Annotated in this window: 14 protein-coding genes; 13 read left to right on the forward strand and 1 reads right to left on the reverse strand. The window is 62.5% G+C overall.

Going from position 1 to position 14,046, the window contains the following annotated elements; translation table 11 throughout:
- Positions 1-29: 29 nt before the first annotated feature.
- Positions 30-1,250 (reverse strand): helix-turn-helix domain-containing protein, encoded by a 1,221-nt coding sequence (locus ACIPL2_RS10170; protein WP_401355650.1) that lies wholly within the window; start codon positions 1,248-1,250, stop codon positions 30-32.
- 102 nt (positions 1,251-1,352) lie between these two features.
- Here ACIPL2_RS10170 and ACIPL2_RS10175 point away from each other — a divergent pair, with 102 nt between their 5' ends.
- The 13 genes from ACIPL2_RS10175 (at position 1,353) to ACIPL2_RS10235 (ending at position 14,038) form a co-directional block, all read left to right on the forward strand.
- Complete coding sequence (locus ACIPL2_RS10175) at positions 1,353-2,111, forward strand: DUF899 domain-containing protein (RefSeq protein WP_401355651.1); 759 nt, start codon at positions 1,353-1,355, stop codon at positions 2,109-2,111.
- A 450-nt stretch (positions 2,112-2,561) separates the two neighbouring features.
- Positions 2,562-3,398 (forward strand): ABC transporter ATP-binding protein, encoded by an 837-nt coding sequence (locus ACIPL2_RS10180; RefSeq protein WP_401355746.1) that lies wholly within the window; start codon positions 2,562-2,564, stop codon positions 3,396-3,398.
- Positions 3,399-3,437: 39 nt separating this feature from the next.
- Positions 3,438-4,439 carry an ABC transporter substrate-binding protein gene (locus ACIPL2_RS10185; RefSeq protein ID WP_401355654.1) on the forward strand — a complete coding sequence of 334 codons (1,002 nt, stop codon included), beginning with the start codon at positions 3,438-3,440 and terminating at the stop codon, positions 4,437-4,439.
- Between the two features lie 28 nt (positions 4,440-4,467).
- Complete coding sequence (locus tag ACIPL2_RS10190) at positions 4,468-5,244, forward strand: ABC transporter permease (protein WP_027923579.1); 777 nt, start codon at positions 4,468-4,470, stop codon at positions 5,242-5,244.
- Entirely contained in the window at positions 5,241-6,008 is a 768-nt protein-coding gene (locus tag ACIPL2_RS10195) for an SDR family oxidoreductase (protein ID WP_401355656.1), read from the forward strand. Before ACIPL2_RS10190 ends, ACIPL2_RS10195 begins: the two co-directional genes overlap by 4 nt.
- 14 nt (positions 6,009-6,022) lie before the next feature.
- The gene (locus tag ACIPL2_RS10200) at positions 6,023-6,559 is read left to right on the forward strand and encodes a cupin domain-containing protein (protein ID WP_401355658.1); all 537 of its coding nucleotides are present in this window, start codon (positions 6,023-6,025) and stop codon (positions 6,557-6,559) included.
- A gap of 4 nt (positions 6,560-6,563) precedes the next feature.
- Positions 6,564-7,448 carry an alpha/beta fold hydrolase gene (locus tag ACIPL2_RS10205; protein WP_401355660.1) on the forward strand — a complete coding sequence of 295 codons (885 nt, stop codon included), beginning with the start codon at positions 6,564-6,566 and terminating at the stop codon, positions 7,446-7,448.
- On the forward strand, positions 7,445-8,281 hold the full coding sequence (locus ACIPL2_RS10210; protein WP_401355662.1) for an IclR family transcriptional regulator: 837 nt from the start codon (positions 7,445-7,447) through the stop codon (positions 8,279-8,281). The genes ACIPL2_RS10205 and ACIPL2_RS10210 overlap by 4 nt, the downstream gene beginning before the upstream one ends.
- A gap of 1 nt (position 8,282) precedes the next feature.
- Complete coding sequence (locus tag ACIPL2_RS10215) at positions 8,283-9,080, forward strand: SDR family oxidoreductase (RefSeq protein ID WP_401355665.1); 798 nt, start codon at positions 8,283-8,285, stop codon at positions 9,078-9,080.
- Positions 9,073-10,755: a thiamine pyrophosphate-binding protein gene (locus ACIPL2_RS10220; RefSeq protein WP_401355668.1), complete on the forward strand. Its 1,683-nt coding sequence runs from the start codon at positions 9,073-9,075 to the stop codon at positions 10,753-10,755. Before ACIPL2_RS10215 ends, ACIPL2_RS10220 begins: the two co-directional genes overlap by 8 nt.
- A gap of 10 nt (positions 10,756-10,765) precedes the next feature.
- A complete protein-coding gene (locus ACIPL2_RS10225) occupies positions 10,766-11,569 on the forward strand; it encodes an aspartate dehydrogenase (RefSeq protein WP_401355671.1) in 804 nt (267 codons plus the stop codon).
- Positions 11,570-11,579: 10 nt separating this feature from the next.
- Positions 11,580-13,076 (forward strand): aldehyde dehydrogenase, encoded by a 1,497-nt coding sequence (locus tag ACIPL2_RS10230; protein ID WP_401355673.1) that lies wholly within the window; start codon positions 11,580-11,582, stop codon positions 13,074-13,076.
- Positions 13,073-14,038 carry a VOC family protein gene (locus ACIPL2_RS10235; protein ID WP_401355676.1) on the forward strand — a complete coding sequence of 322 codons (966 nt, stop codon included), beginning with the start codon at positions 13,073-13,075 and terminating at the stop codon, positions 14,036-14,038. Before ACIPL2_RS10230 ends, ACIPL2_RS10235 begins: the two co-directional genes overlap by 4 nt.
- Positions 14,039-14,046 lie beyond the last annotated feature (8 nt).

Below are 14,046 nucleotides of genomic sequence, written 5' to 3' on the forward strand. Positions count from 1 at the left end.
TTCCTCGTCACGGGGTGTGTGCAGTGATCCTAGTCACTGGGCAGTGGCGCCGGGAGTAACAAGGTCGTCGCGAAACCCGGCACCGGCGGGGTCATCCAGCGTCGCGCCCGGCCGCGACCGAACGACTGCACCTTGCCGGTGGAGGCCAGTTCATCGAGCACCCGTTGCACCGTCCGCTGACTGGCGCCAAGGGCCAACGCCAGGGCCGAACTCGCCCACGACTCACCGTCGGCGAGGAAGGCGAACACCGCCGCGTGTTTCTCTTCCACCGGGCGAGCCAACAGCACAACGTCGCCGGCAATCAGCGGCACCAGTGCAAACCCGCGCGGCGTTGCGTTGACGCCGGCCAAGGGTTTGAGCGCCGCGCGCAGTCGCCCGACTTCGACGCGCAGGCGGACACGAAGGGATTCATCGGCGTGCTTCAAACGGAAGGCTCGGGCGATCAGCACTTCCCTCGGTACATCTCCGGGCCAGGCTTCGGCCAGCGCCCGTGCAAGGGTGAACAGGACCGGGCGCGTGGCGAGGGATACCGACATGCCGGCGCCACGCACAGCGTACCGGCACGCATCCACCACCAGCGAGGTTGACGCGAGCAATGCTTCAACCTCATCCAGCAACAAGGGCGTTTCCTCGCCACCGGCAATCAATCGTGCGGCGGGCGTGTTCAGGACCAGGGCTGCGTTTTCGACCTCTGCCGTCAGCGCAGGAATGCCGGCGTCATGCGCGGCGTGCTCGGCTCTGCTGAGGGCCGAGCGTGCCTTGTTCGATTCCAGTCGCCGCATCGCGATGCCTGCCACGATCAGTTCGTGAGCAGCGCGCAGTGCCGGGGGTAATGGTGCGGGGTCGAGTTCGGCAAGCAGGCTGTCGGCTTCATCCAGCCGCCCGATCAGCAACAAACGCCGGATCTGCAGATACCGCGCATGGGCAGCGTTGACCCGATCGCCGTGGGCCTCCAGCGTCACCCGCGCAGCCTCAAGTGCCTTCACCGGCCAACCCAGATCCCGCGACGCCAGCGCAATCTCGGCCTCGGCGACCACACACCGCGCCCGAGCCAACGCCTCCTTCGGCCCAAAGGCCCGCGCGGCCTTTTGCACCAGCGCCTTCGCCCGAACCAGATCGCCAAGCTGCGCCATCGCGATGCCCCTCAGCGCAAGCGCTGGCGCATCGTCGCGCAGTGCGACCCGGTCCAGCGCACCGAGCGGATCACCCGCCGCCAGCGCCCGCGCCGCTGCCGTGATCAGCGAATCCATCGGAATCCCGCCACACTTGTCACTCCCACCGTCGGTTACCCGCTGTTTAGTCTATCTCACGACTGCCCATCACGAAGGACGACACCCAGGGAGCGAACCATCATGACCACACACATGACTGCAACGCGTAAAGAATGGCTGGCCGCGCGGCTCGAACTGCTCGACGCGGAAAAGGCGCTGACACGGCGCAGCGACGAACTGGCGCGGCAACGCCAGGCGTTACCGTGGGTTCGAGTCGACAAGCCCTACCGATTCGACACCGACCAAGGCAGCGTCACCCTGGCCGAGCTCTTCCAGGGCCGCTCGCAACTGCTGGTCTACCACTTCATGTTCGGCCCGGATTACCAGGCCGGCTGCCCCTCCTGCTCGGCCATCGCCGACGGCTTCAACGGTGTTGTCGTCCACCTGGCCAACCACGATGTCACCCTGATCGCCGTCTCCCGCGCGCCTCTGGCGACACTGCAAGCGTACAAGCGGCGGATGGGCTGGACGTTCCCTTGGGTGTCCGAGCCCGACAGCGATTTCACCGCCGACTTCAATGTCTACTTCACCGAGGCGCAACAGCGCGCAGGGCTGGTCGACTACAACTACCAGCGCGGCGGCCACGCGATGGACGCGACACAGGTCCCGGAGCCCGTCGCCCGGTTCGCCGCTTCCTGCGGCACCGATGCGCCCACCTACTCGCGCGACCGGCCGGGTTTGAGTGCGTTTGTGCTTGAGGATGGCGTCGTCTATCACAGCTATTCCACCTATGCCCGCGGGCTGGATGGGCTATGGGGCATGTACCAATGGCTTGATCGTGCGCCAAAGGGGCGCAATGAAACGGGGCCTTGGTGGCGGCGGCATGACGAGTACGACTGATCCGGAATTTTACGTGTCAACGCCGGCCCTTTCGCGAGCATGCCCGTTCCCACATTAGGCGTGTGTTAGATCGACAGTTTGATCGACACCAATCCTTAGGGAGCAGGCTTGCTCACGAGGAGGCCCGAACTGACGCCACACGTCCCGGAGTTATTCTGTTTCATATATAAAACAAAATCGCACTTGTCCCCCTCCCTGCGTTACCTAAAAAAGCACTCCTTTCTCTTGAACGCTCATCTCGTGCACAGCCGATGTGCAATTTCGTGCCAAATAAGAAACCACGTTTTATATATGAAACACGCAAAAAACATTAAGAAGTTCACAACTCTTTAATAAACAAGACTTTTTCAACAAATACTCAACTTGGCCCTGCTCTGGCATTGTTCATGCACTAAACGGCGTATCACCTATAAAACAGACCAGAGACCCTTCCCAATGGCTGTGAACGAGATGTACGCCATCGCTCCTCAATGGAATAAACCCGCTCCCAAGGAAGACCTGGAGCCCACTGAAATTGAATTCCGCCATGTCGGTAAAAGTTTCCCGGCCAAAGGAAAGTCCGACGCGCCGTTTGCCATTCGCGACGTCAGTTTCAAGATTCGCCGCGGTGAAGTGGTGTCGATCATCGGCCCATCCGGTTGCGGCAAGAGCACGATTCTCAATATGGGCTCCGGCCTGTACCGACCGACCGAAGGGGAAGTTTTCGTCGGCGGCGAAGCGGTCACCGGACCGGTCCGCCAGGTCGCGTTCATGTTGCAAAAAGACCTGTTGATGCCATGGCGCAGTATTCGTCGCAATGTCGAACTGGGTCTGGAAATACAAGGCGTACCGGCCGCCACACGTGAGGCCGTGGCCAAAGATCTGCTCGATCGTTGCCACCTGCAAGGCTTTGCCGACCACTACCCGTTCCAGTTGTCGGGCGGTATGCGCCAACGAGCCGCCTTGGCCCGCACCCTGGCCATCGACCCGCAAGTGCTGTTCCTCGACGAGCCATTCTCGGCCCTCGATGCGCAGACCAAGATGATCTTGCAGCAGGACATGGCGCGGATGCTTTTCGATGAGAAGAAAACCGCCCTGTTCATTACCCACGACCTGATCGAAGCCATCGCCATGTCCGACCGGCTGCTGGTCATGAGTGCCCGCCCCGGCACGATCATCGAAGAAATCAGCGTCGACCTGCCGTTTCGCGACAACCCGCTGGAGCGCCGCAAGCTGCCGGAGATCGGCCCGCTGGCCGGTCGCCTGATGGAATTGCTGAAAGTCGGCGAAGACACCGAACTGCATTGATCAATGCCCTTGCGGCCATCAACCGATTCAGGAGTACGCATGTTCAAGTCTCTGTTTCAACGTTTTAGCCAGGCCAGCGCGATAGCGCTCGGCCTGGGCATGGCTTTCGCCGCACAGGCGCAGCCCACCGACGTGACTTACTTGTTGCCGGCACCGCCGAACTCGCCGGCCTTCGCCCCGTGGATCATCGCCCAGGAAAAGGGCTACTACGCCGCCCAGAACCTGAACATGACATTCATTGCTGCCAAGGGTGGCGTGGACGTGGCGAAACAGATCGGCGCCGGTAACGCGATGCTCGGCGGAGCCCTGGGTGATACCCCGATTGTGGTGCGGGCCAACGGTATTCCAGTGCGCTCCGTCGCCGTTCTCGGCGCCGGTGGTGTGACTATGATTGCCACCAACGCCGCCGAAAACATCAACTCGATCACTGACCTCAAGGGCAAGACCATGACGGTGATGTCCTACTCGGACACCACTTACTACGCCCTGCTCGCCTCCCTTCGCAAAGCCGGCCTGAGCAAAACCGACGTGAGTATCCAGGCTGCCGGCCCGGCGGGCGTCTGGCAGTTGTTCTCGGCTGACAAAGCCCAGGCAATGGCCGGTGTACCGGACTGGGTGGTCAACGCCGAAGAAGCCGGGGTGAAGATCAAACTGATCCCGCAATCGCAGATTTTCGAGAGCATGGCCCAGGCGATCCTCGCTTCAGACGACGCCATCAAGACCCATCCGGAAATTGTACGCGGCGTGGTCCAGGCCACCTTGCAAGGGATGCGCGACATCATCCAGGACCCGCGCGCCGCAGCGGTCACGTTCGCCAAAGCGGTCCCCGCGTATGCCGGCAAGGAAGATTCGCTGGAGAAGGTCTTCAAGCTTTACGTCGAGCACGTCTACGCCAATCAAACCGTACTCGGCCGGATCGATCCCGCGCGACTGGAAGCCGTGCGCAAGTTCTATGTCAGCGAAGGCATCGTCACCCAGGAACCGAAGCTCGACGACCTCTACACCAACCAGTTCATCGACACCCAAACAGCTGCGCAATAACGGCGAGTGACAACAAGGTAACGACACGATGAAAAACCTCAATAACTCCATGCTCGGCAGCGTTGCCCTGCTGATCCTGTTCCTGGTGCTCTGGCAATGGGGCCCGGGACTGCTCGGCATGCCCGAATTCGTCATGCCGCACCTGAGCCGCGTGGCCCAGGAAAGTGTGGTGATGTGGCAAACCGGCGGCTTGTTGCAGCACACCCTGATTACCGCGTTCGAGATCATTGTCGGTTTCGGCCTGGGCGCTCTGCTCGGTGTGGCGATCGGTGTGTCCCTCGGGCTCTCGCCTGCCGCCGAAGCCATGCTGTCGCCGTACATTCTGGCTTTGCAAATCGCCCCCAAAGTCGCCTTCGCCCCGCTGTTCGTGATGTGGCTGGGCTACACCATTTACCCGAAGATCCTGATCGCCATCCTGATCGTGTTCTTCCCGGTGATGATCAACGTGCTCTCGGCCATCCGCACCGTTGACCCAGACATGATTAACCTGGTCCGGACGATGAACGCCAGTCGCTGGCAGATCTTCCGCCTGGTGGAATTCCCCTCGGCCATGGCTGCGCTGTTCTCGGGCTTGCGCATTGCCTCGACCCTGGCCGTGATCGGCGTCACCGTCGGTGAGTTGGTGGGCGGTAACCAGGGCCTGGGCTTCTTGCTGGTCGATGCCGAAGGCCAAGGCAATACCGCCGGCGTATTCGTCGCCATTGTCATGCTCACGCTGATCGGTGTGCTCTCCTACGGCGCCGTGGTCTGGGCTGAGAAACGCGTGCTGCATTACATGCCCAAAGCCATGCTGAGTACGCAATGATGACGGCCCTCAATCGTTTGCTCGAAGGCCGCCGTGTGCTGGTCACCGGGGGCGCCCGTGGATTGGGTTATGCCTTTGCCCAAGCCATCGGCCGCGCCGGTGCCCACGTGGTGATCGCCGACATCCTCGCCGAACGCGTGCAGCAATCGGCCACTGAACTCGCCGCCGAAGGCCTGACCGTGCATGGCGTGACGGTTGACCTGGCGCAGCCTGATTCGATTGACGCCTGCGTGGCGCAAACCTTTCGATTGCTCGGCGGCCTCGACGGTCTGGTGAACAACGCTTCAATCACTAACTCTGGCGGCAAGACCTGCGAAGAGCTGAGCCTCGACACCTGGGATCAGGTCATGCAAGTCAACGTGCGCGGCACCTGGCTGATGACCAAAGCGTGCCTGCCGGCCCTGCGCGCCAGTGGTCGTGGCGCCATCGTCAACCTGGCGTCCGACACGCCGCTGTGGGGCGCGCCGAACCTGCTGGCGTATGTCGCCAGCAAGGGCGCCATCATCGCGATGACCCGCAGCCTGGCCCGCGAACTGGGCGGCGACAACATCACGGTCAACGCTATCGCGCCCGGCCTGGTGCTAGTCGAAGCCACCGCCTACGTGCCCGAAGCCCGCCACCGTTTGTACAACGACCAACGGGCCATTCAACGCCCACAACTTCCCGAAGACGTCAGCGGCGCCGTGCTGTTCGCGCTGTCCGACCTCGCCCGCTTCATCACTGGACAAACCTTGCCGGTCAACGGCGGGTTCGTCATGCCTTGAATCTGGAGACAGCCATGACCGATCTATCCGCACAAAACACCCTAAAAAGCTGGGAACAACCGGCCGGCAGCGATCTTGAAAGCTGGATGCAAACCCGCATCGCCCGCTACGACACGCGCAAGTACGACTGGAACGCACTGAAGTTTCAGGCCGACTACGACCCGAAATTCCGTCGTGCGCAAATGCGCTACATCGGCACCGGCGGCACGGGCGTGAGCACCGACATGAACACCATCCCGTCGGAGAACTTCACGTTCTCCACCATGGTGATTCCGGCCGGTCACGAAGGCCCGCCACACCTGCACACCGACGTTGAAGAAGTGTTCTTTGTGCTGCGCGGCAAACTCAAAGTGGTGATCGAGAAGGACGGCGAGCGTTTCGAAACCATCCTCACCGACCGCGACGTGATTTCCGTGCCGCCCGGCGTGTACCGCGAAGAGATCAACATTGGCGATGAAGACGCGCTGATGTGCGTGATGCTCGGCGCGAAAAAACCACTGACCCCGACCTACCCGCCAGAACACCCTCTGGCCTCGATCAAGCGCGGATAAGCCCATGTTGCACGCCATCGACACTCTCGTCCCCCCGCTCACGGCCGACCTCCAGGCACAGCTGGCCCTGAACTTTCCCCAGCGCACGCTGCAGATTGCAGGCGGCCGCCAGGCCTTTCGCGAATGCGGGGCCGGGCCGGCTGTTGTGTTGTTGCACGGAATTGGCTCGGGTTCGGCATCGTGGTTAGAGGTGGCGCAGGAACTTGGCAAAAGCGCCCGGGTGATTGCCTGGGACGCTCCCGGCTACGGCGATTCGACGCCGCTGCGGTCGCTGGCCCCCGATGCTTCGGACTACGCCGAACGACTGCTGCAGATGCTCGATGCACTGGGCATTGAGCGCTGTGTGCTGGTGGGGCATTCCCTCGGGGCGATCACCGCCACGGCGTTCGCCAGCGGCGTGCAGCAACAGCGGATCAGCCGGCTGGTGTTGATCAGCCCGGCCCAAGGCTACGGCCATCCATCGCGCGCCTTGCTGCGCCAGGAAGTGCGCGGCAAACGCCTGCGGGCCCTGGAACAACTGAGCATTCAACAGATGGCCGAGCAACGCAGCGCCTTCATGCTTTCGCCCACCGCCAGCCCACAGGCACATGCCTGGGTGCAGTGGAACATGGCGCGGCTCAATCCCGATGGCTATCGCCAGGCCATTGAACTGCTGTGCAGCGATGACCTGCTGCGGCATGCCCCGCTGTCGATGCCTTGCGAAGTGCATTGCGGCGAAGCCGACGGCATCACCGCCCCCGAAAGCTGCCTGAGCCTGGCCAAGGCGTTGGGTGCCACTTTCAACCTGATCCCCGATGCCGGGCATGCCTGCCCGATCGAACAACCTCATGTCGTGGCGGGCCGCCTGGCCTTTGCCATTAAAGAATCCCTGACAGGTGCATCCCTATGAACGATTCAGATCTGCTGAAGGACGCTCAGGACAAATACATCGTGCCGGGCCTGGAACGCGGTTTGCTGTTGCTCTGCGAATTCAGCCGGCGCAATCGTACGCTGACCGCACCGGAACTGGCCCGGCGTCTGGCGTTGCCGCGCTCAACCATCTTTCGGCTGCTGACGACCCTGGAAACCATGGGTTTCGTCACTCGCAGTGGTAACGAATACCGCCTGGGCATGTCAGTGCTGCGCCTTGGGTTCGAATACCTGGCCTCGCTGGAACTGACCGAACTCGGCCAGCCACTGCTGGCCCGTTTGTGCGACCGCCTCAACTACCCGAGCAATCTGGTGGTGCGCGATGGTCGCTCGATTGTCTACGTGGCCAAAGTGTCGCCGCCGTCGGTGTTCTCCAGCGCGGTCAACGTCGGCACCCGTCTGCCGGCCCATGCCACGGTGCTCGGGCGGATTCTGCTCGAAGACCTGTCGCTGGCCGAGTTGCGTGAACTGTACCCGGAAGAACACCTGGAGCAGTTCTCGGACGGCACGCCGAAAAACGTGATGGAGCTGTTTGACATGGTGCAAGCCGACCGCCAGCGCGGTTTCGTCAGCAGCGAAGGTTTCTTCGAGTCAACGATTTCGACCATCGCCGCCCCGGTGCGCGATGAGACCAGCCGGATCGTCGCCGCTCTGGGCGTCACGATCCCGACCGCGCAGATCGGTCACGTCAACTTCAACGAAGTCCTGCTGCAGGTGCGCCGCAGCGCTGACGAACTGTCGCGGTTGCTCAACTACAACAGCGCCGCTGCCCATGACGGTCAGCACCGCGTCACTGCGTTGATGAGGGATTGAGATGAGTCTTTATCAACTGCAAGACAGCACCGCGATCGTCACCGGTGGTTCGTCGGGCATTGGCCTGGCCTGCGTCGAACTGCTGCTCGAAGCTGGCGCGGCCGTGGCTTTCTGCGGTCGCGACGAAGAACGCCTGCGCCGTGCCGAAGGCGCATTGCGCGAACGTTTTCCTCAGGCGCGATTGCTGGCCCAGGTCTGCAATGTGCTCGACGCCGATTCGGTGAAGGCGTTTGCCGCCGCCAGCCTGGCCGCCCTGGGCCCGGCCAGCGTGCTGATCAACAACGCCGGGCAAGGCCGGGTCTCGACCTTCGCCGACACCACAGACAGCGCCTGGACCGAAGAGCTGAACCTGAAATTTTTCTCGGTGATCAACCCGGTCCGCGCCTTCAAGGCACAGCTGCAAGGTCAACTGAACGCAGCCATCGTCTGCGTCAATTCTTTGCTGGCCAGCCAGCCGGAACCGCACATGGTCGCCACCTCGGCGGCGCGTGCCGGCGTGATGAACCTGGTGCGCTCGATGGCCACCGAATTTGCCAGTGAAGGCATTCGGGTCAACGGCATCCTCATCGGCCTGGTCGAATCCGGGCAATGGCGCCGACGTTTCGAGGCCCGCGAAGAGCGGGACCTGGACTGGAGCCAATGGACCGCCCAGCTGGCACGTAAAAAACACATTCCCTTGGGGCGCCTGGGCCTGCCGATTGAAGCGGCCCGCGCGATCCTGTTTCTGGCCTCGCCTCTGTCGGCTTACACCACAGGCAGCCATATCGATGTTTCTGGAGGCCTGTCCCGCCATGCGTAATGAAAATACTGTCACCGTTGGCGCTGCCATCACCGCGTTTCTCGAGCAGTGCGACGTCAAGGCCGCGTTCGGCGTGATCTCGATCCACAACATGCCGATCCTCGATGCCTTCGCCGTTCGCGGCAACATCCGCTTCGTCATGGCCCGTGGCGAAGCCGGCGCCACCAACATGGCCGATGCCTATGCCCGCACCACCGGCAGCCTGGGTGTTTGCCTGACCTCCACTGGCACCGCGGCTGGGAACGCCGCTGGCGCCATGGTCGAAGCGCTGACCGCTGGCACACCGCTGCTGCACATCACCGGGCAGATCGAAACGCCGTACCTGGACCAGGAATTCGCCTACATCCACGAAGCACGCGACCAACTGACCATGCTCAAAGCCGTGTCGAAAGCTGCGTTCCGCGTACGCAGCGTCGACACCGCCCTCAGCACAATGAAGCTGGCCGTGCAGACCGCCCTGACAGCACCCACCGGACCGGTCAGCGTGGAAATCCCGATCGACATCCAGTCGACGTTTATCACGATGCCGACCGACCTCTCTCCCCTGCCGATTCCGGTGGCCGTGCCTGCGCCCGAAGCGCTGGACCTGGTGGCCGAACGCCTGGCCAGCGCCACGCGTCCACTGCTGTGGCTCGGCGGCGGCGCACGGCATGCCGGGGCGCAAGTCAAACGCCTGCTGGACATGGGCGTCGGCGTGATCACCTCGACTCAAGGTCGCGGCGTGGTCAACGAAGATGACGAGCGCTGCCTCGGCGCATTCTCGCAAAACAAACGGGTCGAACAGTTCCTGCAAAGCTGCGACGCCCTGCTGATCGCCGGTTCGCGCCTGCGCAGCAACGAAACCTTCAAGTACGCACTGAAGCTGCCACGCAACACCCTGCGTATCGACGCCAACCCGGCCGTCGAAGGCCGCAGCTACAACAGCGAATTGTTCATCTGCGGTGACGCGGCGCTGGCCCTCGAAGGCCTGGCGGATCGTCTTGAAGGTCGCTTGCAGATCGACCCGACGTTCCTTGCCGAACTCAAGGACGTGCGCGAAAAATCCCGTACCCAACTGATCGCCGACCTCGGCCCGTACTCGGCCATGGTCGAACAGCTGCAAGCCATCACCGGGCGCAATTTCTCCTGGGTGCGCGACGTCACGCTGTCCAACAGCATCTGGGGCAACCGCCTGCTCACCCTGTTCCACCCACGTTCCGGCGTGCATGCGCTGGGCGGCGGCATTGGCCAGGGCTTGTCGATGGGCATCGGCGCTGCCGTGGCCGCCGCGCAAACCGACCCTGAGCGCAAAGTCTTTGCCCTCGCCGGTGACGGTGGCTTCATCCTCAACCTCGGCGAACTGGCGACACTGGTGCAAGAGAAGGCCAACGTGGTGATTCTGCTGATGAACGATCAGCGCTACGGGGTGATTCGCAATATTCAGGACGCGGTTTACGGCAGCCGTCACTGCTACGTCGACCTGCACACCCCGGATTATTCCAAGCTGGCCGAATCCCTGAGCCTGCGCCACGGGTTGGTCACCGATCTGAAGAATTTCGGCAGTGTTGTCGACACCGCGCTGGCTCAACCGGGCCCGTTCCTGCTGGAAGTCGACATGCTCGCCGTCGGCAGCTTCGCCACCCAGTTCGCCGGTCCGCCCAACAGCGAAACCAAAGCGCAGAAAGCCACGGCCTGAGGACCTCGTCATGTTGCATATCACCATGATCGGCTGCGGCGCCATTGGCGTCGGCGTGCTCGAACTGTTGGAGAAGGACCCGCAGCTGTGCGTTGACTATGTCATCGCCTCGGCCGGGTCGGAAGAATTGGTCCGGGAGCGGTTGGCCAGCTTCAAGCGACCACCGCAAGTGCTGACCGCGTTGCCGGCCGATGCGCGCCCTGACTTGTTGGTCGAGTGCGCCGGCCATCGCGCCATCGAAGAACACGTGCTGCCAGCACTGGAACGTGGCATCGCCTGCCTGATTGTCTCGGTCGGGGCGCTGTCCGAAGTCGGCCTGGTTGAACGCCTGGAAGCAGCGGCCGAACGCGGTCAGACCCGCATCGAATTGCTGCCCGGCGCCATTGGCGGCATCGACGCCTTGTCGGCGGCCAAAGTCGGCGGGCTCGATTCGGTCAATTACACCGGTCGCAAACCGGCTAAAGCCTGGAAAAACACCCCCGCCGAACAGGCCTGTGACCTGGACAGCATTACCGAAGCCACGGTGATTTTTAAGGGCAGCGCCCGGGAAGCGGCACGGCTTTACCCGAAAAATGCCAACGTCGCGGCGACCTTGTCGCTGGCCGGACTTGGCCTCGATCGGACCCACGTGACGCTGATCGCCGACCCGCTGAGCGAGGAAAACGTCCATCACTTCGAAGCACGCGGTGCCTTTGGCGGCTTCGAATTGAGCCTGCGTGGCAAACCGCTGCTGGCCAACCCGAAGACCTCGGCGCTGACCGTCTATAGCGTCGTCCGTGCCTTGGGCAACCACGCCCACGCGATTTCGATTTAAGGGACCGCCCATGACTCTCGAACAGACTTTACCGATCTGCATTGCCGGCGACTGGCGCCTGGGTCGCGGCGAGCGTTACGCCACGTACTATCCCGCCACGGGCGAAGCGGTGGCCTGGCTCAACGCCGCCAGTGTCGATGACGTTGAAGACGCCGTGCAAGGCGCTCACCAGGCCTTTTTGCACAGCGGCTGGGCCCAGCGCAAACCTCACGAACGGGCTGGCGTGCTCTATCGCATTGCCGAACTGATCCGCGAGCGCAGCGAAGAACTGGCGCAATTGCAGCGCCAGGATAACGGCAAACCGATCAACGAAACCCGCGCTTTGGTCGCCAGTGCTGCAGGGACGTTCCAGTTTTTCGCCTCGGCCTGTGAAACCCTGGAAGAGACCATCACGCCGTCCCGTGGTGATTTCGTCAGCATGAGCGTTTACGAGCCGATGGGCGTGATCGCCGCGATCACCCCGTGGAATTCGCCGATTGCCAGCGAAGCGCAAAAGGTCGCCCCGGCACTGGCGGCAGGCAACGCGGTGGTGATCAAGCCGGCGGAAATCACGCCATTGATGGCCCTGCAACTAGCACGCATTTGCGCAGACGCCGGGCTGCCCAAAGGTCTGCTGAGCGTGTTGCCGGGCAAGGGTTCGCTGCTCGGGGATGCGCTGACCCGTCACCCGTTGGTCAAGCGTGTGTCGTTCACCGGCGGCACCAAAACCGGCAAACATATTGCCCACATCGCCGCCGATAAAATGATGCCGGTATCGCTGGAACTGGGCGGCAAATCACCGACCATCGTTCTTGAGGATGCCGACCTCGACCACGCCGTGGCGGGCGTGTTGTACGGCATTTTCAGCTCTTCGGGCGAAGCCTGTATCGCCGGGTCACGGTTGTTCGTCGCCCGCGCGCTGTACGCGCCGTTCATGGAGCGTCTGGTGGCGGCGGCGGCTGAGTTGCGCGTCGGCGACCCAGCGGATGAGCGCACGCAAATGGGCCCGTTGATCAGCGCCGGCCACCGTGAATCCGTAGAGCGTTATGTTGCTCTGGGACTGGCCGAAGGTGGACGTTTGTTGCTCGGTGGCCAGCGCCTGAGCGGTGGCGTGTACGACCAGGGTAATTACTACCCGCCGACCATCCTCGAAGGCCTGAACAACAGCCAACAGGTCTGTCAGGAAGAGATCTTCGGACCGGTTTTGGTGGCGATGCCCTTCGATGACGAAGCGCAATTGCTCGAACAGGCCAACGACAGCCTGTACGCCCTCGCCGCCGGGATCTGGACGCGCGACTACAAACGCGCTTGGGCGCTGGGTCGCAAAATTCAGGCCGGTACGGTGTGGATCAATACGTATAAACAGTTCTCGATTTCCACACCGTTCGGCGGCTGGCGCGACAGCGGTCTGGGCCGGGAAAAAGGTCGCCTCGGCATCCTGCAGTACATGGAACAGAAAAGCCTCTATTGGGGCATGAATGAACAGCCACTGGCCTGGGCCGGTGTGCAACGAGAGGTTGGGTTATGAGCGTTTTAGGCATTGATGAAGTCACCTACGGCGTCGAGGACCTCGACACCAGCGCGCGTTTTTTCAGCGACTGGGGCCTGACGAAAGTCAGCGAGCAGCCTGACGAAGTGATCTTCGAAACCCTCAACGGTTGCCGCGTGGTGCTCGCCGACATCAACAAGGCCGGTTTGCCGCCCGCCATCGAACCTGGTTCGACCGTGCGCGAAGTGGTCTGGGGCGTCGAAAGCGACGCTGACTTGAAGCTTTACAGCGAACGAATCGCCAACGACCCGGGCTTCATCGAAGCAAACGGCCGCATCGGTTGCACCGACCCCAATGGCCTGGCGATCCGCCTGCAAGTGACGCGCAAGCGTGAAGTGGAGATCGAATGCAGCGGCCATAACACCTGGCAGACCAAAGGCCGGATCAACAAAGCCGCGCCGATCTACGATCGTGCCACGCCAATCGAAGTCGGCCACGTGGTGTTTTTCGTCAAGGACGTCAACGCCTGCGAAGCCTTCTACCACGAGCGTTTCGGCTTCCAGGCCTCTGACCGTTATCCGGATCGCGGCGCGTTCCTGCGCACCGCCGAAGAAGGCGGTCACCACGACTTGTTCATGCTGCAACTGCCCGCCCCTCGCGCCGGTTTGAACCATGTCGCCTTCACCGTGCGCGATGTGCACGAAGTGTTCGGCGGCGGCATGCACATCTCCCGCTGCGGTTGGGCCACGGAAATCGGTCCAGGTCGGCACCCGGTGTCGTCGGCGTTCTTCTGGTATTTCAAGAACCCGGCCGGTGCGCTGGTCGAGTACTACGCCGACGAAGACCAGCTGACCGGCGAATGGCAGCCGCGGGACTTCGAGCCCGGCCCGACGATGTTCGCCGAATGGGCGATTGCCGGTGGCATCGATGGCAATACCCGACGCCAGCAGAACGTCGACGCGCCGCAAGGCAAGTTCCTCACCGACAAACCGAAACCCTGAGCAGGCCA

This window comes from Pseudomonas sp. NPDC086251 (assembly GCF_044746405.1).
In the GTDB taxonomy this organism is placed as follows: Bacteria; Pseudomonadota; Gammaproteobacteria; order Pseudomonadales; family Pseudomonadaceae; genus Aquipseudomonas.

Bases quoted from the DNA above. Each gene is read 5' to 3' on its own strand.
- ACIPL2_RS10225 (WP_401355671.1), top strand. From the start codon at position 10,766: ATGTTGCATATCACCATGATCGGCTGCGGCGCCATTGGCGTCGGCGTG.
- ACIPL2_RS10200 (WP_401355658.1), top strand. From the start codon at position 6,023: ATGACCGATCTATCCGCACAAAACACCCTAAAAAGCTGGGAACAACCG.
- ACIPL2_RS10170 (WP_401355650.1), bottom strand. From the start codon at position 1,250: ATGGATTCGCTGATCACGGCAGCGGCGCGGGCGCTGGCGGCGGGTGAT.
- ACIPL2_RS10230 (WP_401355673.1), top strand. From the start codon at position 11,580: ATGACTCTCGAACAGACTTTACCGATCTGCATTGCCGGCGACTGGCGC.
- ACIPL2_RS10195 (WP_401355656.1), top strand. From the start codon at position 5,241: ATGATGACGGCCCTCAATCGTTTGCTCGAAGGCCGCCGTGTGCTGGTC.
- ACIPL2_RS10175 (WP_401355651.1), top strand. From the start codon at position 1,353: ATGACCACACACATGACTGCAACGCGTAAAGAATGGCTGGCCGCGCGG.
- ACIPL2_RS10210 (WP_401355662.1), top strand. From the start codon at position 7,445: ATGAACGATTCAGATCTGCTGAAGGACGCTCAGGACAAATACATCGTG.
- ACIPL2_RS10205 (WP_401355660.1), top strand. From the start codon at position 6,564: ATGTTGCACGCCATCGACACTCTCGTCCCCCCGCTCACGGCCGACCTC.
- ACIPL2_RS10220 (WP_401355668.1), top strand. From the start codon at position 9,073: ATGCGTAATGAAAATACTGTCACCGTTGGCGCTGCCATCACCGCGTTT.
- ACIPL2_RS10185 (WP_401355654.1), top strand. From the start codon at position 3,438: ATGTTCAAGTCTCTGTTTCAACGTTTTAGCCAGGCCAGCGCGATAGCG.
- ACIPL2_RS10180 (WP_401355746.1), top strand. From the start codon at position 2,562: ATGTACGCCATCGCTCCTCAATGGAATAAACCCGCTCCCAAGGAAGAC.
- ACIPL2_RS10215 (WP_401355665.1), top strand. From the start codon at position 8,283: ATGAGTCTTTATCAACTGCAAGACAGCACCGCGATCGTCACCGGTGGT.
- ACIPL2_RS10190 (WP_027923579.1), top strand. From the start codon at position 4,468: ATGAAAAACCTCAATAACTCCATGCTCGGCAGCGTTGCCCTGCTGATC.
- ACIPL2_RS10235 (WP_401355676.1), top strand. From the start codon at position 13,073: ATGAGCGTTTTAGGCATTGATGAAGTCACCTACGGCGTCGAGGACCTC.